At 65.0% G+C, this 19,935-nt stretch carries 25 protein-coding genes; 16 read left to right on the top strand and 9 right to left on the bottom strand.

All coding sequences use genetic code 11. The features are described from left to right. Positions 1-5 precede the first annotated feature (5 nt). Genes WG908_RS07910 through WG908_RS07900 form a run of 3 tightly spaced genes read right to left on the bottom strand, consistent with a single transcriptional unit; the run spans position 6 to position 2,300 of the window. Positions 6-1,106 carry a cysteine desulfurase family protein gene (locus tag WG908_RS07910; RefSeq protein ID WP_340186016.1) on the bottom strand — a complete coding sequence of 367 codons (1,101 nt, stop codon included), beginning with the start codon at positions 1,104-1,106 and terminating at the stop codon, positions 6-8. Continuing rightward, positions 1,103-2,170: a cysteine desulfurase family protein gene (locus WG908_RS07905; protein ID WP_340186015.1), complete on the bottom strand. Its 1,068-nt coding sequence runs from the start codon at positions 2,168-2,170 to the stop codon at positions 1,103-1,105. Before WG908_RS07905 ends, WG908_RS07910 begins: the two co-directional genes overlap by 4 nt. Continuing rightward, positions 2,163-2,300 carry a hypothetical protein gene (locus tag WG908_RS07900; protein ID WP_340186014.1) on the bottom strand — a complete coding sequence of 46 codons (138 nt, stop codon included), beginning with the start codon at positions 2,298-2,300 and terminating at the stop codon, positions 2,163-2,165. Before WG908_RS07900 ends, WG908_RS07905 begins: the two co-directional genes overlap by 8 nt. Between WG908_RS07900 and WG908_RS07895 the strand changes: the two genes are divergently transcribed. Beyond that, positions 2,299-2,955: an alpha/beta hydrolase gene (locus tag WG908_RS07895; RefSeq protein WP_340186013.1), complete on the top strand. Its 657-nt coding sequence runs from the start codon at positions 2,299-2,301 to the stop codon at positions 2,953-2,955. The two genes, WG908_RS07900 and WG908_RS07895, sit on opposite strands and share 2 nt — an antisense overlap. 25 nt (positions 2,956-2,980) lie before the next feature. Here the strand turns inward: WG908_RS07895 and WG908_RS07890 are convergent, their stop codons facing one another. Next, positions 2,981-3,148, bottom strand: a complete 168-nt coding sequence (locus WG908_RS07890) for an LPXTG cell wall anchor domain-containing protein (protein WP_340186012.1) — start codon at positions 3,146-3,148, stop codon at positions 2,981-2,983. A gap of 104 nt (positions 3,149-3,252) precedes the next feature. Between WG908_RS07890 and rpiB the strand changes: the two genes are divergently transcribed. From rpiB to WG908_RS07865, 5 genes are read left to right on the top strand one after another with little or no spacing between them, the layout of a single operon-like run. Further along, entirely contained in the window at positions 3,253-3,690 is a 438-nt protein-coding gene (gene rpiB / locus WG908_RS07885) for a ribose 5-phosphate isomerase B (protein WP_340186011.1), read from the top strand. Positions 3,691-3,702: 12 nt separating this feature from the next. Next, positions 3,703-5,025 (top strand): serine hydroxymethyltransferase, encoded by a 1,323-nt coding sequence (glyA, locus tag WG908_RS07880; protein WP_340186010.1) that lies wholly within the window; start codon positions 3,703-3,705, stop codon positions 5,023-5,025. A 7-nt stretch (positions 5,026-5,032) separates the two neighbouring features. Then, positions 5,033-5,494 carry a transcriptional regulator NrdR gene (gene nrdR / locus WG908_RS07875; RefSeq protein WP_340186009.1) on the top strand — a complete coding sequence of 154 codons (462 nt, stop codon included), beginning with the start codon at positions 5,033-5,035 and terminating at the stop codon, positions 5,492-5,494. A gap of 11 nt (positions 5,495-5,505) precedes the next feature. Next, complete coding sequence (locus WG908_RS07870; RefSeq protein WP_340186076.1) at positions 5,506-5,889, top strand: GIY-YIG nuclease family protein; 384 nt, start codon at positions 5,506-5,508, stop codon at positions 5,887-5,889. Next, a complete protein-coding gene (locus WG908_RS07865; protein ID WP_340186008.1) occupies positions 5,886-6,605 on the top strand; it encodes an RNA methyltransferase in 720 nt (239 codons plus the stop codon). The genes WG908_RS07870 and WG908_RS07865 overlap by 4 nt, the downstream gene beginning before the upstream one ends. Positions 6,606-6,614: 9 nt before the next feature. Here the strand turns inward: WG908_RS07865 and WG908_RS07860 are convergent, their stop codons facing one another. Next, complete coding sequence (locus WG908_RS07860; protein ID WP_340186007.1) at positions 6,615-6,911, bottom strand: chorismate mutase; 297 nt, start codon at positions 6,909-6,911, stop codon at positions 6,615-6,617. Between the two features lie 188 nt (positions 6,912-7,099). Here WG908_RS07860 and rpsD point away from each other — a divergent pair, with 188 nt between their 5' ends. The 3 genes from rpsD (at position 7,100) to aguB (ending at position 9,908) form a co-directional block, all read left to right on the top strand. Next, the gene (gene rpsD / locus WG908_RS07855) at positions 7,100-7,714 is read left to right on the top strand and encodes a 30S ribosomal protein S4 (RefSeq protein WP_340186006.1); all 615 of its coding nucleotides are present in this window, start codon (positions 7,100-7,102) and stop codon (positions 7,712-7,714) included. A 241-nt stretch (positions 7,715-7,955) separates the two neighbouring features. Next, on the top strand, positions 7,956-8,942 hold the full coding sequence (locus tag WG908_RS07850; RefSeq protein ID WP_340186005.1) for an agmatine deiminase family protein: 987 nt from the start codon (positions 7,956-7,958) through the stop codon (positions 8,940-8,942). A 117-nt stretch (positions 8,943-9,059) separates the two neighbouring features. Beyond that, entirely contained in the window at positions 9,060-9,908 is an 849-nt protein-coding gene (aguB, locus tag WG908_RS07845; RefSeq protein WP_340186004.1) for an N-carbamoylputrescine amidase, read from the top strand. 62 nt (positions 9,909-9,970) lie between these two features. On the opposite strand, the gene WG908_RS07840 is transcribed toward aguB, so the two are convergent. From WG908_RS07840 to WG908_RS07825, 4 genes are all read right to left on the bottom strand, one after another. Next, entirely contained in the window at positions 9,971-10,651 is a 681-nt protein-coding gene (locus WG908_RS07840; protein WP_340186003.1) for a Crp/Fnr family transcriptional regulator, read from the bottom strand. Between the two features lie 51 nt (positions 10,652-10,702). Next, positions 10,703-12,553 carry a dihydroxy-acid dehydratase gene (ilvD, locus tag WG908_RS07835; RefSeq protein ID WP_340186002.1) on the bottom strand — a complete coding sequence of 617 codons (1,851 nt, stop codon included), beginning with the start codon at positions 12,551-12,553 and terminating at the stop codon, positions 10,703-10,705. Between the two features lie 136 nt (positions 12,554-12,689). Further along, a complete protein-coding gene (locus WG908_RS07830; RefSeq protein ID WP_340186001.1) occupies positions 12,690-14,054 on the bottom strand; it encodes a DEAD/DEAH box helicase in 1,365 nt (454 codons plus the stop codon). A gap of 282 nt (positions 14,055-14,336) precedes the next feature. Further along, on the bottom strand, positions 14,337-14,807 hold the full coding sequence (locus tag WG908_RS07825; protein ID WP_340186000.1) for a pyridoxamine 5'-phosphate oxidase family protein: 471 nt from the start codon (positions 14,805-14,807) through the stop codon (positions 14,337-14,339). 112 nt (positions 14,808-14,919) lie between these two features. Here WG908_RS07825 and WG908_RS07820 point away from each other — a divergent pair, with 112 nt between their 5' ends. The 7 genes from WG908_RS07820 (at position 14,920) to miaB (ending at position 19,891) form a co-directional block, all read left to right on the top strand. Beyond that, positions 14,920-15,495 carry a NifU family protein gene (locus WG908_RS07820; protein ID WP_340185999.1) on the top strand — a complete coding sequence of 192 codons (576 nt, stop codon included), beginning with the start codon at positions 14,920-14,922 and terminating at the stop codon, positions 15,493-15,495. Between the two features lie 95 nt (positions 15,496-15,590). Next, the gene (gene tsaB, locus WG908_RS07815; RefSeq protein ID WP_340185998.1) at positions 15,591-16,214 is read left to right on the top strand and encodes a tRNA (adenosine(37)-N6)-threonylcarbamoyltransferase complex dimerization subunit type 1 TsaB; all 624 of its coding nucleotides are present in this window, start codon (positions 15,591-15,593) and stop codon (positions 16,212-16,214) included. Next, on the top strand, positions 16,211-16,690 hold the full coding sequence (locus WG908_RS07810) for a GNAT family N-acetyltransferase (RefSeq protein ID WP_340185997.1): 480 nt from the start codon (positions 16,211-16,213) through the stop codon (positions 16,688-16,690). Before tsaB ends, WG908_RS07810 begins: the two co-directional genes overlap by 4 nt. Positions 16,691-16,805: 115 nt before the next feature. After that, positions 16,806-17,228, top strand: coding sequence for a Ros/MucR family transcriptional regulator (locus WG908_RS07805; protein ID WP_340185996.1), 423 nt, complete (start codon positions 16,806-16,808; stop codon positions 17,226-17,228). A 116-nt stretch (positions 17,229-17,344) separates the two neighbouring features. Continuing rightward, the gene (locus WG908_RS07800; protein WP_340185995.1) at positions 17,345-17,767 is read left to right on the top strand and encodes a Fur family transcriptional regulator; all 423 of its coding nucleotides are present in this window, start codon (positions 17,345-17,347) and stop codon (positions 17,765-17,767) included. An 84-nt stretch (positions 17,768-17,851) separates the two neighbouring features. After that, positions 17,852-18,532: a lysophospholipid acyltransferase family protein gene (locus tag WG908_RS07795; RefSeq protein ID WP_340186075.1), complete on the top strand. Its 681-nt coding sequence runs from the start codon at positions 17,852-17,854 to the stop codon at positions 18,530-18,532. 9 nt (positions 18,533-18,541) lie between these two features. Continuing rightward, the gene (gene miaB, locus WG908_RS07790) at positions 18,542-19,891 is read left to right on the top strand and encodes a tRNA (N6-isopentenyl adenosine(37)-C2)-methylthiotransferase MiaB (RefSeq protein ID WP_340185994.1); all 1,350 of its coding nucleotides are present in this window, start codon (positions 18,542-18,544) and stop codon (positions 19,889-19,891) included. The last annotated feature ends 44 nt before the right edge of the window (positions 19,892-19,935 follow it).

The raw sequence follows: 19,935 nt of genomic DNA, 5'->3' as shown, positions 1-19,935 counted from the left end.
GCTCCTCATGCCGGCAGGCCCTGAGCCGCTGCCGCCTGGTTCAACTGTCTTGCCGCATCCTCCAGTTGGGCCGTGCTGGTATATCGGCCAAAGCCAATGCGCACCGATCCTTTCGCCTGTCTGTCCGACAATGCGATCGCTTGCAAGACATGGCTTGGACGGCCGGACCCGCTCGCGCACGCCGATCCGAGCGAAAAGGCGATGTCGCGACATTCCGACAACAGTCTCGCTGCGTCCAGCCCTTCCCGACGCAGGTTGAGATTACCATGATAACGGGCGGCGGCGCTACCATTGAGCGTCCAGCCGGCGAACAGGTCAAGGGCGCGGCGCCAGAGCGCTTCGACATGGACCGCATCCTCCTCCGCCCGCTGTGTGAGCAGGTGCGCGGCGACACCGAAGCCCGCGCATAATGCCGGTGATAGCGTGCCCGACCGCAGGCCGCCTTCTTGCCCGCCGCCATGCAGCAGGCGCGGCAGGTCGAGGCCGTCGCGCAGCCACAGCGCGCCAATCCCCTTGGGGCCGTGAACCTTGTGGCCGCTGAGCGCGATCATGTCGGCGGCGATCGGCAGCGGCACGCGGCCAAAACCCTGCACCGCATCGCACAGGAACAGCGCGCCGGCATCATGCGCCATCGCCGCGAGCGCATCGACCGGCTGGATCACGCCGATCTCGTTATTGACCAGCATCGCGGCGACCAGCGCGACATCGGTGCCGATCGCCGCGCGGGCGGCATCGATGTCGACGATGCCGTCGGGGCCGACCGGCAGCAGCGTCGTTTCGAACCCGTCCTGCGCCAGCGCGGTGTCGCGCACGGCCGCATGCTCGGTGGCGATGGCAACGATGCGATGGCGGGCCTGGGCGCGCGCCGCGCCATATATGGCGATGTTGAGCGCTTCGGTGGCGCCGGACGTGAAGATCAGGCGACCGGCGGGCATGCCCATGGCGGAAAGGACGCGGTCGCGGGCGACCTCCACCGCCGCCGCCGCCGCGCGGCCGGGCCGGTGGGCGCTGTGCGGATTGGCGAACTGGTCGCGCAGCAGCGGCACCATCGCGTCGAATGCCTCGGGCGCGAGCGGCGTGGTCGCCTGATAATCAAGGTAGATCATTGGCGCGCGCGCTCGACCATCGCCGTCCAGACGGCAAGGAAGCGGTCGATATCGACGGCGCTGGTGGTGGGGCCGAAGCTGACGCGAATAACCTGCGCCGCGCCCTCATCGTCCCAGCCCATCGCCTTGAGCACGTGGCTGGGCTTGAGCGAGCCGGAGGAACAGGCGCTGCCCGCCGACACCGAAATGCCGGCCAGGTCGAACTGGATCAGCTGGCTGCGGGCGGAAACGCCGGGCATGGCGTAGCTGGCGATGGTGGGAATGCGCGGCGCATCGCGCGCGACGACCTGCCCGCCAGCCGCCTCGATCGCGGCATCGAGGCGGGCGCGCAGGCGCGCGGCTTCCTCCAGCCAGTCGCGCGGGGCATCGAGCGCGGCGGCGAAGCCAAGGATGGCGGGGAGATTTTCGGTGCCGGCGCGATAGCCCTGTTCCTGCCCGCCGGTCGGCTCGATAAGCGCCAGATCGCGCAGCAGCAGCGCGCCAACGCCTGGCGGGCCGCCGCATTTATGCGCGCTGATGGCGATCATGTCGGCGTGAGGCAGTGCCAGCTTGCCCGCGCTCTGGGCGCAATCGGCGAACAGAAGCGCGTCGTTCCGGGGGAAATCATCGAGCGGCTGGATGACGCCGGTTTCATTGTTGACATGCTGGACGGCGAACAGGCTGTCGGCCCCGCTGATCGCCGTCGCCCCGCCCGAATGCGCCATGCCGCGATCGTCCACTCGAAGCCGGTCGCGATCTTTCGTCACCCGCAGCACGGCGTCATGTTCCACCGGCGAGGTCATGATGCGCGCTGCCTTCGCGCGGCCAATCCCGATTGCGATCGCTTCGCTCGCGCCCGAGGTAAAGAGGACATGCCCGTCCCATCCGAGCGCCCGGCCGATCCGCGACCGCGCATCCTCCAGCGCGGCGCGCGCGGCGCGGCCGTCGGCGTGCGGGCTGGACGGATTGGCCCAGCGATCGAGCGCGTCGACCATCGCCGCCTTTGCTGACGCCAGCATCGGCATGGTCGCGGCATGATCGAGATAAAGACGGTCGGACAGGCTCACTCGGATCGTTTCACTCATGCGTTGCGGAAATGCTGATGGCATCTATATAGGCTTCCTGCTCCGCGCCACCAGCCAAGCGATTGGCCGCAGCCTCCAAACCCGCCGCCGGCTTCCACGCCGAAAGGCCCAGAACGATAACAGGTGCCATGCCCGACGTCATTTTCCCCGGTCCCGAAGGTCGCCTAGAAGGCCGCTTCAGCCCCCCGCCCCGCCCGCGCGCGCCGGTCGCCATGATCCTGCATCCGCATCCGCAGGGCGGCGGCACGATGAACGATCGCATCACCCAGGCGCTCTACAAGACGTTCGTCAAGCGCGGCTTTGCCGTCCTGCGCTTCAACTTTCGCGGCGTTGGCCGCAGCCAGGGCACGTTCGACAACGGCATCGGCGAACTGTCCGATGCGGCGTCGGCGCTCGACTGGGTGCAAAGCTTCCATCCCGAAGCGCAGACGACCTGGATCGCCGGTTTTTCCTTCGGCGCCTGGATCGGAATGCAGCTTTTGATGCGCCGCCCGGAAATCCGCGGCTTCATATCGGTCGCGCCGCCCGCCAACATGTATGATTTCTCGTTCCTGGCCCCCTGCCCGTCGTCGGGCATCATCGTCCAGGGCACGGCGGACGAAGTGGTGACCGCGAGCGCGGTGCAAAAGCTGGTCGACAAGCTGCGCACGCAAAAGGGCATCACCATCCACCATGATGAAATCCGCGGCGCCAACCATTTTTTCGAGCATGAACTCGACCAGCTGATGAAGTCGGTCGACAATTATCTCGACATGCGCCTGTCGCCGGATTCGCCGATCCGCTGACGCGCGAAGCAAACCGGGCCGCGATTTACGACACAGGCATCGCCATGATCGCGACATTGGCGAACATCACCAGCCCGGCGACCAGCATCAGCCAGCCGCGCCGGGTGTCGCGCTTCTTCACCAGCGCATAGATGCCGCCGCCGGTCAGCAGGATGCCCGCCAGCATCAGGATGGATAATATCGTGCCCGTCATGTGAAGCGGGCCATAGTCGCCAAGCTGGACTGTGGCAATTGGGCGCGCCTGTCCCTAAGAGGCGCGCAGAACGAATCACCCGCTTCCATGCGCGAGGGCCGCCGATGAAAATCGCCATTGCTTCCGACCATGCCGCCGTCGACCTGAAGGCAGAGCTCGCCGCGTGGCTGCGCGATGCGGGGCATGCGGTCGAGGATCTGGGGCCGGCCAATGCCGACCGCGTCGATTATCCCGATTTCGGTTACAAGCTGGCAACCGCTGTTGCGGCCGGTTCTGCCGAACGGGGCATCGCGCTGTGCGGATCGGGCATCGGCATTTCGATCGCGGTCAACCGCAACCCCGCCTGCCGCTGCGCGCTGGTCGGTGAACCGCTGTCGGCGGCGCTCGCACGCGAACATAATGATGCCAATGTCATCGCCCTGGGTGCGCGCCTGACGGGGATCGACATGGCCAAGGCCTGCGTCACGGCGTTCCTGTCCACCGATTTCGGCGGCGGCCGCCATACCGGCCGCGTCGAGAAACTATCCCAGCCCGCGCTCTGAAAGGATCCTTCGATGAGCACAGCAACCCTTAACGCCCAGCCCGACCTGTCCGCCATCCGCGCGGATGGCTTTTTCACGACCGGCCTTGCGGCAGCCGATCCGGCGGTCTTCGCCGGCGTCAGCCAGGAATTGAAGCGCGAGCAGACCCAGATCGAACTGATCGCATCGGAAAATATCGTCAGCCAGGCGGTGCTCGAAGCGCAGGGCAGCGTCTTCACCAACAAATATGCCGAAGGTTATCCCGGCAAGCGTTACTATCAGGGTTGCGCGCCGTCGGACGTGGTCGAGCAGCTCGCCATCGACCGCGCCAAGCAGTTGTTCGGCTGCAACTTCGCCAACGTCCAGCCTCATTCGGGCGCGCAGGCCAATGGCGGCGTGATGCTGGCTCTGGTCAAGCCGGGCGAAACGATCATGGGCCTCAGCCTCGATGCGGGCGGGCACCTGACCCATGGGTCGAAGCCCAGCATGTCGGGCAAGTGGTTCAATGCGGTGCAATATGGCGTGCGCGAGGACACGCACCTGATCGACTATGACGAAGTCGAGAAGATGGCCGTCGAGTGCCAGCCCAAGCTGATCATCGCCGGCGGCAGCGCCTATCCGCGCGAGATCGATTTCGCCCGCTTCCGCGCCATCGCGGACAAGGTCGGCGCGCTGTTCATGGTCGACATGGCGCATTTCGCCGGGCTGGTGGCGGGCGGCGCCCATCCATCGCCGCTGCCCTATGCCGATGTCGTCACCACGACAACGCACAAGACGCTGCGCGGGCCTCGCGGCGGCATGATCCTGGCCAATGACGAAGCGATTGCCAAGAAGATCAATTCGGCGATCTTCCCTGGGCTTCAGGGCGGCCCGCTGATGCATGTGATCGCCGCCAAGGCTGTCGCGTTCGGCGAAGCGCTGCGCCCCGAGTTCAAGACCTATGCCGCCGCCATCGTCGCCAATGCCAGGGCGCTGGCGGCGCGGCTGGAACAGCGCGGCCTGGCCGTCATTTCGGGCGGCACCGACACGCATCTGGCGCTCATCGACCTGCGCCCATACGGCATTTCGGGCAAGGATGCGGACGAGGCGCTGGAGCGCAGCTTCATCACCTGCAACAAGAATGGCGTGCCGGGCGACCCGCTGCCCCCGACCAAGACAAGCGGCATCCGCGTGGGTTCGCCCGCCGGCACGACCCGCGGCTTCGGGATCGCGGAGTTCGAACATATCGGCGACATGATCGCCGACGTGCTGGCGGCGCTGCGGGATCATGGCGAACATGGCGATGCCGCGGTCGAAGCCGATGTGCGCGAGCGCGTGGCCAAGCTGTGCGCGCGCTTCCCGATCTACCAGGGGTAATCGGCCCTTGCGCTGCCCCTTTTGCGGTCATGAAGACAGCCAGGTAAAGGACAGCCGGCCGACGGAGGATGGCGCCGCCATCCGCCGCCGCCGGCAGTGCGAAGCATGCGCCGCGCGCTTCACGACATTCGAGCGCATCCAGCTGCGCGACATCTGGGTGGCAAAGAGCGAAGGCCGCCGGCAAGCGTTCGACCGCGACAAGCTGGCCCGGTCGATCGACATCGCCTGCCGCAAGCGACCGATCGAGCCGGCCCGCATCGAAAAACTCATATCGGGGATACAGCGCCAACTCGAAACCAGCGGCGACAGCGAAATCCCGGCGCGCGCCATCGGCGAAATGGTGATGGAGGGTTTGAAGGGCCTCGACAGCGTCGCCTATATCCGCTTCGCGAGCGTCTATAAGGACTTCACCGACGCCAAGGATTTCGAGGATTTCGCCGGCAGCGTCAAGGCGGTGGGGGGTGAGTGAGATGAGGTCTCATCTCCGATCTCACCGCCGTTCGGTTCGAGCCTGTCGAGAACGTCACGCAGCATGAGTTCTGGGTCTATATTCTTCGCTGTTCTGACGGCACCTATTACACTGGCCACACTGACGACCTTGATCGGCGGGTCGGACAACATCAAACCGGCGAGTTGCCGGGTTATACTCATGATCGCCGTCCCGTCCAACTGGTGTTCAGCGAGAAGTTCACGGATCGAATTGACGCTCTTGAACGGGAGCGTCAAGTGAAAGACTGGTCGCGCAAAAAGAAGGAAGCGTTGATCCGGGGGGACTGGGACGCGGTTTCCGAAGCAGCGCGTTCTCGACCAAGGGTCTCGACTAGGCTCGACCAGGCTCGAACCGAACGGAGCTGGACGGGATGAACGCGCCCTTCCCCGTCATCGTCCTCGTCCGCCCCCAACTTGGCGAGAATATCGGCAAGGCGGCGCGCGCCATGCTCAACTTTGGCCTCACCCAGTTGCGGCTGGTGGCCCCGCGCGATGGCTGGCCCAACCCCGATGCCGGGCCGTCGGCGGCGGGGGCGGATATCGTGCTGGAGCAGGCGCAGGTTTTCGACACGCTGGCGCAAGCGATCGCCGATTGCCCCCATGTCTATGCCACCACTGTCCGCAAGCGCGGGGTGACAAAGCCGGTGGTGACGCCGGACGAGGCCGCACGGGAAATCCATGCACAGGCCGGGCGCAGCGCGATCATCTTCGGCCCAGAGCGGTCGGGACTGGAAACCGAGGATGTCGCGGTCGCGCGCAAGATATTGACCGTGCCGATCAACCCGGACTTCGGATCGCTCAACCTGGCGCAGGCAGTCATCCTGTGCGCCTATGAATGGTCCAAGCAAGCGACGCTGGAGCAGCCGACGCTGACCGACATCGGCGTGCCCGCCCCGCAGGAAGAACTGGACGGGATGATCGGCCAGCTGGAAACGATGCTCGATGCCGCCGGCTATTTCTTTCCGCCCGACCGCGCGACCGCGACCCGGCTGACGCTGCGCAACCTGCTGACCAAGCCCGGCTGGAACCACCTGGAAGTCCGCACGCTGCGCGGGGTGTTCTCGAAGCTGGATCGGCCGCGTCGGCCCTGATCGCGTCGATCAGCCCTTCAGCCGGTCGAACTCGGCCATTTCATAGGCGATCGACGCTTCGACCAGTTGGTCCCACAGCGCTGCGACCATATCGCCCGGCAGCCCCTGCCGTTCCGCTTCGATGCGCGCGTTCGCGATCACCTCGGCCTTGCGCCCCTCGTCACGCACCGCGTCCCGGTCGGCCTTGATGCGGGCGGCGGCCCGCATATGGGCGAAGCGTTCGGCCAGCAACGCCACCAGTTGCCGGTCTATCATATCCACGCCTGCGCGGACCTGTTCCATCGTGCCATAGCTATCGGGGTTCATGGCTATGCTGACTAAGGCCCGCGCCGGCCCCTGTCGAGGCTTGACATGCACGCCCCCCTTCGTCATAGGCGCGCCTTCGCAATTGGCCCTGCACCCCGGTGAAGCAGCGGCCCTGCCCCTGAGCTTTCCAGCAATATGGACGTAGGCGTTACCGGGAACATCGTTGTTAGCATTTGTAAGGAATCTCTATGTCGAAGCGTTCCAGCGCCAAGTATAAACTCGACCGCCGCATGGGCGAGAATATCTGGGGCCGTCCCAAGTCGCCCGTCAACAAGCGCGAATATGGCCCCGGCCAGCACGGCCAGCGCCGCAAGGGCAAGATTTCCGACTACGGCATCCAGCTCAAGGCGAAGCAGAAGCTCAAGGGCTATTATGGCGACGTCACCGAAAAGCAGTTCAAGAAGGCCTACACCGAAGCCGCCCGCATGAAGGGCGACACCGGCCAGAACCTGATCGGCCTGCTCGAACGCCGCCTGGACGCGGTCGTCTATCGCGCCAAGTTCGCGCCGACCATCTGGTCTTCGCGCCAGATCGTCAGCCACGGCCACATTTATGTGAACGGCGTGAAGTGCAACATCGCGTCGCGCCTGGTGAAGCCGGGCGACGAAATCACGCTGGGCAAGAAGGCGCAGGAAATGGCGCTGGTCATGGAAGCACAGAGCCTGGCCGAGCGTGACATTCCCGATTATGTGTCGCCCGATGGCGCCGCGAAGGTCACCTATGTCCGCGTTCCGACGCTGGACGAAGTACCCTACCCTGTCAAAATGGAACCGAACCTGGTCGTCGAATTCTATTCGCGCTGATCCGTTCACCACTGTTCAGTAAAAGGGCGGCCCCGCAAGGAGCCGCCCTTTTTCGTGTCGGCAACGGACCTTGCCCCACGCGCCGGCCCCAACCGACCCCGCGGCAGTCAAGTCCGCGCCATTCGCGATCCGTCAGGGGCAGAACGCCACGCACCCCCTGTCCAGCCCCGCTGCTTGACGCTATGCAGCCGCCGACCCGATCAGTTCACGGATCGGCCATCGTGCCGCGAGGATGACGTTCATGACCTACCGGATGCCCGCCGAATGGGCGCCCCATGACTGGGTGTGGATCGGTTTTCCGACCAACCCCGCAGAATGGCCCGGCGCGTTCGATGCCGCCCGTGGCCAGATCGCGGCCTTCGCCGATGCCGTCCATGCCGGCGGGCGCGGCGAAGAGGTAAGGCTGATCGTCGCGAACCAGGCCGATGCGGATGCGGCGCGCGCGCTGGTGGATCCGGGCGTCACGGTCATCGTGCAGGCCTTGGGCGACGTGTGGTTGCGCGACACCGCGCCGATCGCGGTGCGCAACGGATCGGGTGACCGCGCGCTCGTCGATTTCGGCTTCAACGGCTGGGGCGGCAAATATCGGATGCCGGGGGACGAGGATATCGGCGCGCGGCTGGCCGCCATCACCGGCCTGCCGACCGACACGCAGCACTGGATTTTCGAAGGCGGCGCGGTCGATACCGATGGAACCGGCCTGTTCGTGACCACGGAGCAATGCCTGCTCAATCCCAACCGCAATCCCGACCTCGACCGGGGCAAGATCGAAACGCTGCTGGCGGGAAGCCTGGGCCTGTCCGACATGCTGTGGCTGGGTGACGGATTGCTGGGCGATCATACCGACGGCCATGTCGATAATCTGGCGCGCTTCGTCGCGCCGGGGGTGCTGGCGATTCCGCAAGCGACGACGCCCGATGATCCCAACGCGGCGATCTATGCCGATGCGCGGGCGCGGGCCAGGGCGCATGGGGTCGAGGTCGTGGACGTCCCCTCCCCCGGCCTGGTGCTGGTGGATGGCGAAGCGATCCCCGCCAGCTATATGAACTTCTATATCGGCAACGCGGCCGTCATCGTGCCCGTCTATGGCCAGCCCAACGATCAGGCGGCGCTCCATTCGCTTGCCCCCTTCTTTCCGGGGCGGGACATTGTCGGCCTGCCCAGCGATGCCATATTGTCGGGCGGCGGCAGTTTCCACTGTTGCAGCCAGCAGATGCCAGGTGTTTAACATCAGCCGTCCGGGCTGAGCCAAGTCGGCGCCCGTGCCTGAGCGGAAGCGAAGACACCTCGCTATCGGTCGGTGCAGCCTTTCAAGAGGTTCAGGGCGAACGGAGAAACAGACAATATGACCAAAGTAACCGTTGCCGCGCTCCAGCTCGCCTTCACCGACGATATGGCCGACAACATCGCTCGCGTCTCGGACCATGTCCGCAAGGCCGCCGTACGCGGCGCGAAGATCATTCTGCCACCCGAACTGTTCGAAGGGCCGTATTTCTGCCGGGTGGAGGATGAGGCGCTGTTCGCCACCGCGCAGCCGGTCGATACCCATCCCGCCGTGCAGGACATGCGCAAGCTGGCAAAGGATCTGGGCGTCTATATCCCGACCAGCTTCTTCGAGCGCGACGGCCAGCATCATTACAACTCGCTGGCGATGATCGACGATCAGGGCGAGATCATGGGCGTCTATCGCAAAAGCCATATTCCCGACGGGCCGGGTTATGAGGAGAAATTTTATTTCCGGCCCGGCAACAGCGGCTTCAAGGTGTGGGAGACGCGCTACGGCACGATCGGCGTCGGCATCTGCTGGGACCAATGGTATCCCGAATGCGCGCGGGCGATGGCGCTGATGGGCGCGGAAATGCTGTTTTATCCGACCGCGATCGGATCGGAGCCCTATGACGCCGATCTGGACACGTCGCGCATGTGGCGGCGGGCGATGCTGGGGCATGCGGTCAGCAACTGCATGCCGGTGATCGCGGCCAACCGCATCGGCGACGAGGATGGCCAGATATTCTACGGCCACAGCTTCATCACCGACGAATGGGGCGATTTCGTCGCGGAGGCCGACGCAAAGGACCATGGCGCGCTGGTCGCCACGCTGGACCTGGAGCGCGCGCGCAAGCATCGCGCGGGCATGGGCTTCTTCCGCGATCGGCGGCCTGATCTTTACGGGCGGATCGCGCAGGACATCTGACGCTTGAGTGCAGATCGCATCGTTTTGGCGGAAAACCGGTTTCCACTTTTCCGCACGATGCCCTATTCCATCGCCTCGGCAATTTCCTCCAGCGGGGCGATATCCACTATCTCGATCTTGCCGTGGGTCATGGCGACGATGCCGTCCTGCGCCCACAGGCCAAGCTGGCGGTTGATATTTTCGCGGCTGATCCCGGCGAACATCGCCAGTTCGGTCTGGCTGAGCGTGATCACGCGCGCCGCGCCGTCTTCCCCCAGCAACCGCAGCAGGAAGCGCGCGAGGCGCGGCCCGGCGGCGTAGGCGCGATCTGTCTCGATCGTCTGATTGGCAATGCGCAGGCGGCAGGCGAGTTCGGTCATCAGGCTGAGGGCGATGCGGTGGTTGGACGCGATCACCCGCTCGAACGCGGGGCGCGCGAGCGTCAGATAGCGCAGCGGCTCCATCGCGATGACGCTCGCCGTTCGCGTGCCGCCATCCAGCAACGCGATTTCACCCAGCACTTCGCCCGGCCCGGCATAGGCCAGCACGATCTCGCGCCCGTTGGAGGAATAGACGGTGACGCGCACCTGCCCCGACAGCAGGATGACCAGGACATCGCCCCTGTCCCCCTGTCGCAGCAGCACGTCGCCCTTCCCGGCCCTGTGCTCGCGCGTGTCACGCAGCAGTTCGGACAGTTCGGCCCGTTCCAGCGACGCCAGCAAAGCCTGTTTGGGCAAGCTGTCGTAGATCGCGTCCGCGTCCATAATCGCCCCCATGATTCTGTGGGGGATTATGCGGCATTGGCGCGCGACGCGCTACTTTTCGATCTGAGCGACGTCGCGCACCGCGCCGCGCGCCGCATTGGTGGTCATAGCGGCATAGGCGCGCAGCGCCGGCGACACCTCGCGCTTGCGGCCGAACGGCTTCCACGCCTTGTTGCCCCGGTCCACCATATCCTCATGACGGCTGGCGAGCGCGGCGTCGTCGATGTCCAGTCGGATGATGCGGTTGGGGATGTCGATGATGATGGGATCGCCCGTCTGTACCAGCGCGATCAGCCCGCCTTCGGCTGCTTCTGGCGAAACATGGCCGATCGACAGGCCCGACGTGCCGCCCGAAAAGCGCCCGTCGGTGATGAGCGCGCAGGCCTTTCCGAGGCCTTTGGATTTCAGATAGCTGGTGGGATAGAGCATTTCCTGCATCCCCGGCCCGCCCTTTGGCCCTTCATAGCGGATGACGACGACATCGCCGGCCACTACCTCATTGCCCAATATGCCCGCGACCGCCGCGTCCTGGCTTTCATAGACGCGCGCGGTGCCGTGGAAGGTCAGGATGCTGTCATCCACGCCCGCGGTCTTGACGATGCAGCCTTCGGGCGCGAGATTGCCGAACAGCACGGCGAGGCCGCCATCCTTCGAGAAAGGATGGTCGGCGCTGCGGATGACGCCGGCTTCGCGATCGAGATCCAGTTCCTTCCAGCGGTTGCTGGTGCTGAACGCGACCGTGGTGCGAACGCCGCCCGGCGCCGCCTTGTAGAATTCCCGCACGCTCTCGCTGCTGGTCCGGCTGACGTCCCAGCGGTCGAGCGCGTCGCCCAGCGTGGGCGAATGGACGGTCGGCAGGCTGGCGTCGAGCAGGCCCGCCTTGTCGAGCTGGCCCAGGATCGCCATGATGCCGCCCGCGCGATGGACATCCTCCATATGCACGTCCTGCTTGGCCGGTGCGACCTTGCACAGGCATGGCACGCGGCGCGACAGCCGGTCGATATCCGCCATGGTGAAATGCACCTCGCCCTCATGCGCGGCGGCCAGCAGGTGCAGCACGGTGTTGGTCGATCCGCCCATGGCGATATCCAGGCTCATCGCGTTTTCGAATGCGGCATGGCTGGCGATCGTGCGCGGCAGCGCGCGCGCGTCATCCTGTTCGTACCAGCGCTTGGCAAGGTCGACGATCGTGTGCCCGGCCTCGCGGAACAGCTTTTCGCGGTCGGCATGGGTCGCCAGCACCGAACCGTTGCCGGGCAGCGACAGGCCCAGCGCCTCGGTCAGGCAGTTCATGCTGTTGGCGGTGAACATGCCCGAACAGCTGCCGCAGGTGGGACAGGCCGACCGCTCGATCACCGCAACTTCCTCGTCGGTGTAGCTTTCGTCCGCCGCGACGACCATGGCGTCGACCAGATCGAGCGCCAGCGTCTGCCCGCGAATATCGGCCTTGCCCGCTTCCATCGGGCCGCCGGACACGAAGATCGCCGGGATGTTGAGCCGCATCGCCGCCATCAGCATGCCGGGCGTGATCTTGTCGCAGTTGGAAATGCACACCATCGCGTCGGCGCAGTGGGCGTTGACCATATATTCGACGCTGTCGGCGATCAGGTCGCGGCTGGGCAGCGAATAGAGCATGCCACCATGACCCATGGCGATGCCGTCATCGACCGCGATGGTGTTGAATTCCTTGGCGACACCGCCCGCCGCTTCGATTTCGCGCGCGACCAGCTGGCCCAGGTCCTTGAGGTGGACATGGCCGGGCACGAACTGGGTGAAGCTGTTGACCACGGCGATGATCGGCTTGCCGAAATCCTCGTCCTTCATGCCCGTCGCGCGCCACAGGCCGCGTGCGCCCGCCATGTTGCGACCGTGGGTGGTGGTTCTGGAACGATAGACGGGCATGGCCGATCCTTGGGTTATAATCTGTCGTAAAACCGTGCCTTTAGGCGGGTTCACGCAAAACGGGAAGCCGTTATAGCACGACTTCCCGTTCGGTGTTCACTCAGAAGGCGCGCGTCGTGCGCTTGACCGCATGGGATCAGCGCGGCGCGCCGGTGCGCTGGACCGCGCCCTTGTGCGCGCCCACGCTGCCGCTGCGACGGCGACGGAAGGGCCGCTTCTCGCCACCCTCGGCATCGGGACGATGCGCCCGGTCGGGCGTGCCGCGCTTCTGGCCGTCCTGATATCTGCGTTGCCCGTCGGCACGGCGCGCCTGTTGCTGGGGCGTCTGCTCCTTCTTGGGCGCCGCCTTGGGCAGGTTGCGCACGGCTTCCATGAAATTGTCCGGCAGCGGCACGATGTCCAGCTTCACGCGGGTCGTGCGTTCGATCGCCTTGAGATAAGGCCGCTCATCGTCCGCCACGAAGCTGATCGCGATGCCTTCCGCGCCGGCACGCGCCGTCCGGCCGATGCGGTGAACATATTGTTCGGCCACATTGGGCAGCTCGAAATTGATGACATGGCTGACGCCAGACACGTCGATGCCGCGCGCCGCGATATCCGTCGCGACGAGCAGCTTCACACGGCCGTCGCGAAACGCCTGGAGTGCGGTGGTCCGCTGGCCCTGGCTCTTGTTGCCGTGAATGGCGGCGGCCGGGATGCCCGCGCCCTCCAGAAAGCGCACGACGCGGTCGGCACCATGCTTGGTGCGGGTAAAGATCAGCGCGCGGTTGATCGCCTCGTCCTTGACGGTAATCGTCAGCAGCGCCTGCTTTTCGGCCTGGTTGACGAAGGTCGCCTGCTGGCGGATGCGCTCGGCGGTGGTTGCCTGGGGAGCGACGCTGACCTTGACCGGATCATTGAGGAACTGGGCGGCGAGCGCTTCGATTTCCTTGGGCATGGTAGCCGAAAAGAACAGGTTCTGGCGACCCTGCGGCAGCATCTTGGCGATGCGCTTGAGCGGCTGGATGAAGCCCATGTCCATCATCTGGTCGGCTTCGTCGAGAACGAAGATTTCCACGTCCTTGAGGGTCATCGCGCGCTGGTCGATCAGGTCGAGCAGCCGGCCTGGCGTCGCGACGACGATATCGACGCCCGCCTGGAGCGCGCGAATCTGCTTGCCGATGGGCACGCCACCGAACACGGTTTCGACCGACAGGCGCAGGAAGCGGCCATAGTCGCGGAAGCTCTGCGCGATCTGGGCGGCAAGTTCGCGGGTTGGGGCCAGCACCAGCATGCGGCAGCCCTTGATCGGCGTCGGCTTGGGGTGGCGGGCGAAAAAGTCGAGGCTAGGGAGCGCGAACGCAGCGGTCTTGCCGGTGCCGGTCTGGGCGATACCGCACAGGTCGCGACCGTCCAGCAGGACGGGGATCGCCTTTTGCTGGATCGGCGTGGGAGTCACGTAATTTTTGGACGCAAGCGCCTTGGTAATGGGCTCGGCGAGACCAAAGTCTTTGAATTCCATGTATAAACTCACAAGTCAGCCATGCGCCAACTCATGTCTGCAAGACGCAGCGAGGGCGCGAGGCGGGTTACGAAACGACCCGCGTGAAAAGGGAAGCCTCAAGCTTGGCGCAGACTGTCATTGGCCGGTCCTTGGGCCCTTCGGGGGCCGGGACGATCACGCTGCCAATCGCTGGTGGGATCAGACCCAAATGCTGCGTTGCGGCGCGTATGACCGATGAGCGTGCAGAAAGCAAGCGGCCATTGCGTCGTCGCAATGGCCGCAAGTGCAGATAGACAATTCTTACAGCACGACTTCGGCGTGCTTGCCCTTCATTTCGTCGCGGACGTCGCCGCCGAACAATTGCTTGAATATGCCCTTGATCGACATGTCCGCGCGCCAGATTTCGGCGGTGCCAAGGTTGAAGCGCAGCATCAGCAGGTTGGGATCGTTGCGACCGCCCGGATACCAGGCCTCGACATCCTTCGACCAGTAGCGATCGATGACGGCAGGATCGGTTTCCGGCGTCAGCGTACCTTCGATGCAGGCGAACAGATAATGGTCCTTGGCCGAAAACTGAGCCATAGCCGGGCCGCCCGGCGCCAGCCGATTATCCTTCGTCGTGTAGAACCAGAAGGCATGGTTGGCGTTGCGGTCGAGTTGCGCGGTCATGGGCAGGCTGTGCTGGTGCGATCCGCTCAGGCCGACCATGAGGAAGGGACTGGATTCCAGTTCGTGCCAGAAGCGCTCGCGAATTTCCGTCTCGTTGTTCATCACCATTCTCCTTGGGCGGGGGACGGCATATCAATGGGCGGGCCAGCGGTAAGTTCCTCCCCGGCCCAAGGATATGCTTGAATATCCGGCCCTTTGGGACCACATAGCGGCCATGCTGATAGAGACCGAAACCACGCCCAATCCCGCCACGCTCAAATTCCTGCCCGGAAGGATAGTGATGGACATGGGCACCCGCGACTTCGCTTCGCCCGAGGATGCCCAAGCATCGCCGCTGGCCGACGCCCTGTTCGGCCTGGGCGACGTGACGGGCGTGTTCTTCGGTCATGACTTCATCTCGGTGACCGCCGCGCCCGGCATCGGCTGGTCGGACCTCAAGCCCGATGTTCTGGGCCTGCTGCTGGACCATTTTTCGGCCAACATGCCGCTGTTCGCGCCTGGCACGGCCGCCGGGATAGCGGTGCCGCCCGACGATGGCGACTTTACCGACGATCCCGCCGACGCGGAAATCATCGAACAGATCCGCGAACTCATCGACACGCGCGTGCGCCCCGCCGTCGCCAATGACGGCGGCGACATCATCTATCGCGGTTTCGACAAGGGGAAGGTCTATCTCCAGATGCAGGGGGCCTGTTCGGGCTGCCCCTCGTCCAGCGCCACGCTCAAGAACGGTATCGAGCAGTTGCTCAAACATTATGTTCCCGAAGTAACCGAGGTCCGCGCCGTCTGACCCCCCGCCCTCCAAGCGTAACATTTGCAAAATGCCGTTGATCGGTTAACCGCCGGATGGGCCGTCGCGAACGGCATCATCGTCGGGGATAGTGGTTGCGCATTCTGGTAATCGACACAGCGACGCAGGCGCTATCCGTCGCGTTGTTCGAACATGGCAAACCGATCGGCCATGTCCATGAAATCGTCGGGCGCGGCCATGCCGAAACGCTTGTTCCCGCCATCGCCACTCTGCCCGATGGCGGCCGGGCAGACCGGATAGCGGTGGACGTGGGGCCGGGCAGCTTCACCGGCGTCCGCATCGGCGTCGCCGCCGCCCGCGCGCTCGCGCTTGCCTGGAATGTCCCTGTCGATGGCTATACCGCGCTGTCGCTGGTGGCCGCGATGGCCGCCCCCGATCACGGCAGCGACCCCATCGCCGTGACCATCACCGGCGGCCATGGCGAACTGTTCTGGCAGATGTTCGCCGCCGACGGCAAAACCGCCCTGAACGAACCGCAATCGACGCCCATCGCGACGCTGGCCGAACAATGGACGCTGCCGGTTGCCTACGGCACCGGCGCCGAAGCGCTGGTGACAGCGCGGGGCGCGGGAACCGCGATCGGCCTTTATCCCGACGCCCGCGCCTACGCGATGATCGAAGGCCTGGTCGCGCTGCCCCCCCGCCCGCTCTATCTGCGCGGGGCCGACGCGCAGCCGATGGATGCACCGGCGCGATGATTCCCGGCCTGTCTCTTGTCCGGCATGAACAGCCCGACCGGCACGCCGTGGCAGACGCCATGCATGTGATGGATCGCGCCTTTGACCCCGTTTACGGCGAAGCCTGGACGGCCGGCCAGCTGGCAGGGGTGATGACGATGCCGGGCACCTGGCTGACGATCGCCTCGGTCGACGCCGCGCCGCTCGGTTTCGCGCTCGTCCGGTCGGTGCTGGACGAATGCGAATTGCTGCTGCTGGCGGTCGATCCGCCATGGCGAGGGAGGGGCGCAGGGCGCGATCTGCTCCATCACAGCCTGTCGACCGCGCGAAGCCGGGGCATTACTTCGATGAACCTGGAAGTGCGGGCTTCGAACTTGGCCGTCGCCTTGTATGAGAAGGCAGGGTTCGAATATGTGCATCGCCGGCCAGGTTATTATCGCGGCAAGGATGGACAACTTCACGACGCGCTCAGTTTTCGAATTGATATGCTTTTATAAGGGCAACCCTATTGAAATCATGCTATGATACGCTCGGCCGGGCGACACCGTTCCTGCGGAATTTGTTCTTCGGGCGGGCCGCGCAAAGGGAGCCGGTCGTTTCGGAGCAACGAAAATGGAAACCGCATCAGCACAGAGCGAGCTTTTGATCACGCTGGCATCGGATATCGTAGCCGCGCATGTTTCGAACAACAGCGTTGCCGTTTCTGACATGCCGGCGCTGATCCAGAATGTTCATGCCGCGTTGGCGGGCCTGTCCGGCCCCGCGCCGGTTCCTCAAATCAAGCTGGAGCCGGCGGTATCGGTGCGATCGTCGGTCAAGCCAGACTATATCGTCTGCCTGGAAGACGGCAAGAAGCTCAAGATGCTCAAGCGCCATCTGATGGCTCATTATCAGATGACGCCGGAGGATTATCGCGCCAAGTGGGGCCTGCCCGCCGATTATCCGATGGTCTCCCCCAATTATGCCGAACAGCGCCGCACCCTGGCCAAGAAAATCGGCCTGGGAACGAACCGCCGCCGTCGCCGCGCCAAATAACCGTCCGTGCGGATCGAAAGGACGGCCCATGATCGACGGGCCGCCCTTCCCGCTCTTTTGCAGCGTCGGAAAAGCGGCTAAGGTCGGGCCATACCCCTTCCAGCCAGCGAGCCTGCATGAACCGAAAAATTGATATTGAAGCCCTGTGCCACGAAAAAGGGCTTCGCATCACCGAACAGCGCAAGGTGATTGCGCAGGTGTTGAGCGAGGCGGAGGATCATCCTGACGTCGAGAGCCTCCACACGCGCGCGGCCGCCGTGGACCCCGGCATTTCCATCGCCACGGTCTATCGCACCGTCAGGCTGTTCGAGGAAGCGGGCATATTGGAGCGCCATGATTTCGGCGACGGCCGCGCGCGCTACGAAGCCGCCCCCGAAGCCCATCACGATCATCTGATCGACGTCGAAACCGGCAAGGTGATTGAATTTGTCGATCCCGAACTGGAGCAGCTCCAGCGCCAGATCGCCGAGAAGCTGGGTTTCCGCCTGGTCGATCACCGCATGGAATTGTACGGCGTCTCGATCGACCGCAAGGCCTGAACCGTGCGCGCGGCCTGTCGTCGCTGGCGGCGGATCGCCGCGCTGGCGGCCGCCCTGCTGGTGTGCCTGCCGCCCCATCTGTTCATGAAGCTGATGGGCCGGCATTCGCGCTGGCCCCGCCGCTTCCTGGGTCTGGCCGCTCGTGCGGTGGGCGCGCAGGTGCGCGTGGCGGGCGAACCGCGTTGCGCCGACGTCTTCTTCATCGCCAACCATGTCAGCTGGATCGACATCCTCGCATTGGGCGGCGCGACGGGCACGGCATTCGTCGCGCATGACGGCATAGAGCGGTGGCCGGTCGTGGGCTGGCTCGCGGCACAGAATAACACCATCTTCGTCGCGCGGAGCCGGCGGCAGGATATTGGCGGCCAGCTCGACCGCCTGCGCGCGGCATTGAGCGGTCACCAGCCGGTCGCGCTGTTTCCCGAAGGCACGACGAGCGACGGGTCCGGCCTGCTCCCGTTCAAGCCGTCGCTGCTCGCCGGGTTGATGCCGCCGCCGCGCGCGGTGATGATCCAGCCGGTGCATATCGACTATGGAGCGGCGACCGGGCAGATCGCCTGGCACGGAGCGGAACCGGCCGGCGCCAATGCCGCCCGCCTGCTGGCGCGACCAGGGCCGCTGGTGGTGACGCTGCACTTTCTCGATCCGTTCGATCCCGCCGAACTGGCCGATCGCAAGGCCCTGGCGGCGCAAGCGCATCGGAAAATCGCGCTCAGCATCGACCGCCAACAGGCGGCTTCCGCTGCGCACGGTGCGCCTGTATAGCTGGACCCCATGAATCACACCGACACGCCCAAGACCCCGGCCTCTTTCCACGTCAAATCCTTCGGTTGCCAGATGAACGTCTATGACGGCGAGCGCATGGCCGAGATGCTGGGCGCGCAGGGCATGAGCGCAGCCGCCGATGGCGCGCAAGCCGATCTGGTCATCCTCAACACCTGTCACATTCGCGAAAAGGCGGTGGACAAGGTCTATTCGGACATCGGCCGGTTGCGCCGGGAGGACGGCTCCCGCCCGATGATCGCGGTCGCAGGCTGCGTCGCGCAGGCCGAAGGAGCCGAAATCAGCCGCCGCGCGCCCACGGTCGACATCGTCGTCGGACCGCAGGCCTATCACCGCCTCCCCGACCTCATCGGCATGGCGGGCCGGGGCGAAGCGGCGGTCGATACCGACATGCCGGCCGCATCCAAATTCGGCGCGCTGCCCGGCCGCACCAAGCAGGCCCGACCGACCGCTTTCCTGACGATCATGGAAGGGTGCGACAAATTCTGCACCTATTGCGTCGTGCCCTATACGCGCGGCGCGGAAATCAGCCGGCCCTGGGCGGCGATCGTCGACGAAGCCAAGGCGCTGGTCGATGGCGGCGTGTGCGAGATCACGCTGCTTGGCCAGAACGTCAATGCCTGGACCGGCGAGGACGGCAGGGGCCGCCTAACGGGCATGGACGGGCTGGTCCGCGAACTGGCGGCGATACCGGGCCTTCATCGCATCCGGTATACCACCAGCCATCCCAATGACATGAGCGACGGCCTGATCGCCGCGCATGGCGAAATCGACAAGCTGATGCCCTTCCTCCATTTACCCGTTCAGTCCGGCAACGACCGGATATTGAAGGCGATGAACCGCAGCCATACGGTCGAAACCTATCTGCGGATCATCGACCGCGTCCGCGCGGTGCGGCCCGACATCGCGGTGTCGGGCGACTTCATCGTCGGCTTCCCTGGCGAAAGCGATGCGGAGTTCAGCGATACTCTGAAGATCGTCGACCAGGTGCGCTACGCACAATGCTATTCCTTCAAATACAGCCCCCGCCCCGGCACCCCGGCAGCCGATATGGACGATCAGGTTCCGGCCGAGGTCATGGACGAACGCCTCGCCCGGCTACAGGCGGCAATCAACCGGCATCAGCTGGATTTCAACACCGCCAGCGTCGGCCGGACCATGGCGGTCCTGCTGGAGCGCAAGGGGCGGCATCCGGGGCAACTGGTCGGCAAGACACCGTGGCTCCAATCCGTGCATGTCACCGCGCCCGATCTGGCCATCGGCGACATGATAGATGTGGACATCATCAGCGCCGGCCCCAATAGTCTGGCCGGGCAACTCAGCAGAAGGAAAGCCGCTTGAACCAAAGCATCGTCGTTCCCGCGCAGGCGGGAAGCCATCTACCC

The sequence above is a fragment of the Sphingobium anseongense genome, from assembly GCF_037725245.1.
Lineage (GTDB): Bacteria > Pseudomonadota > Alphaproteobacteria > Sphingomonadales > Sphingomonadaceae > Sphingobium.
This window is presented reverse-complemented; position numbering and strand designations above follow the sequence as displayed.

What these genes read in the sequence shown, in the direction of transcription:
- WG908_RS07910 (WP_340186016.1), bottom strand. Translation starts at nt 1,106, where the DNA reads ATGATCTACCTTGATTATCAGGCGACCACGCCGCTCGCGCCCGAGGCA.
- WG908_RS07905 (WP_340186015.1), bottom strand. Translation starts at nt 2,170, where the DNA reads ATGAGTGAAACGATCCGAGTGAGCCTGTCCGACCGTCTTTATCTCGAT.
- WG908_RS07895 (WP_340186013.1), top strand. Translation starts at nt 2,299, where the DNA reads ATGCCCGACGTCATTTTCCCCGGTCCCGAAGGTCGCCTAGAAGGCCGC.
- WG908_RS07900 (WP_340186014.1), bottom strand. Translation starts at nt 2,300, where the DNA reads ATGGCACCTGTTATCGTTCTGGGCCTTTCGGCGTGGAAGCCGGCGGCG.
- WG908_RS07890 (WP_340186012.1), bottom strand. Translation starts at nt 3,148, where the DNA reads ATGACGGGCACGATATTATCCATCCTGATGCTGGCGGGCATCCTGCTG.
- rpiB (WP_340186011.1), top strand. Translation starts at nt 3,253, where the DNA reads ATGAAAATCGCCATTGCTTCCGACCATGCCGCCGTCGACCTGAAGGCA.
- glyA (WP_340186010.1), top strand. Translation starts at nt 3,703, where the DNA reads ATGAGCACAGCAACCCTTAACGCCCAGCCCGACCTGTCCGCCATCCGC.
- WG908_RS07865 (WP_340186008.1), top strand. Translation starts at nt 5,886, where the DNA reads ATGAACGCGCCCTTCCCCGTCATCGTCCTCGTCCGCCCCCAACTTGGC.
- WG908_RS07860 (WP_340186007.1), bottom strand. Translation starts at nt 6,911, where the DNA reads ATGAACCCCGATAGCTATGGCACGATGGAACAGGTCCGCGCAGGCGTG.
- rpsD (WP_340186006.1), top strand. Translation starts at nt 7,100, where the DNA reads ATGTCGAAGCGTTCCAGCGCCAAGTATAAACTCGACCGCCGCATGGGC.
- WG908_RS07850 (WP_340186005.1), top strand. Translation starts at nt 7,956, where the DNA reads ATGACCTACCGGATGCCCGCCGAATGGGCGCCCCATGACTGGGTGTGG.
- aguB (WP_340186004.1), top strand. Translation starts at nt 9,060, where the DNA reads ATGACCAAAGTAACCGTTGCCGCGCTCCAGCTCGCCTTCACCGACGAT.
- WG908_RS07840 (WP_340186003.1), bottom strand. Translation starts at nt 10,651, where the DNA reads ATGGACGCGGACGCGATCTACGACAGCTTGCCCAAACAGGCTTTGCTG.
- ilvD (WP_340186002.1), bottom strand. Translation starts at nt 12,553, where the DNA reads ATGCCCGTCTATCGTTCCAGAACCACCACCCACGGTCGCAACATGGCG.
- WG908_RS07830 (WP_340186001.1), bottom strand. Translation starts at nt 14,054, where the DNA reads ATGGAATTCAAAGACTTTGGTCTCGCCGAGCCCATTACCAAGGCGCTT.
- WG908_RS07825 (WP_340186000.1), bottom strand. Translation starts at nt 14,807, where the DNA reads ATGAACAACGAGACGGAAATTCGCGAGCGCTTCTGGCACGAACTGGAA.
- WG908_RS07820 (WP_340185999.1), top strand. Translation starts at nt 14,920, where the DNA reads ATGCTGATAGAGACCGAAACCACGCCCAATCCCGCCACGCTCAAATTC.
- WG908_RS07810 (WP_340185997.1), top strand. Translation starts at nt 16,211, where the DNA reads ATGATTCCCGGCCTGTCTCTTGTCCGGCATGAACAGCCCGACCGGCAC.
- WG908_RS07805 (WP_340185996.1), top strand. Translation starts at nt 16,806, where the DNA reads ATGGAAACCGCATCAGCACAGAGCGAGCTTTTGATCACGCTGGCATCG.
- WG908_RS07800 (WP_340185995.1), top strand. Translation starts at nt 17,345, where the DNA reads ATGAACCGAAAAATTGATATTGAAGCCCTGTGCCACGAAAAAGGGCTT.
- WG908_RS07795 (WP_340186075.1), top strand. Translation starts at nt 17,852, where the DNA reads ATGAAGCTGATGGGCCGGCATTCGCGCTGGCCCCGCCGCTTCCTGGGT.
- miaB (WP_340185994.1), top strand. Translation starts at nt 18,542, where the DNA reads ATGAATCACACCGACACGCCCAAGACCCCGGCCTCTTTCCACGTCAAA.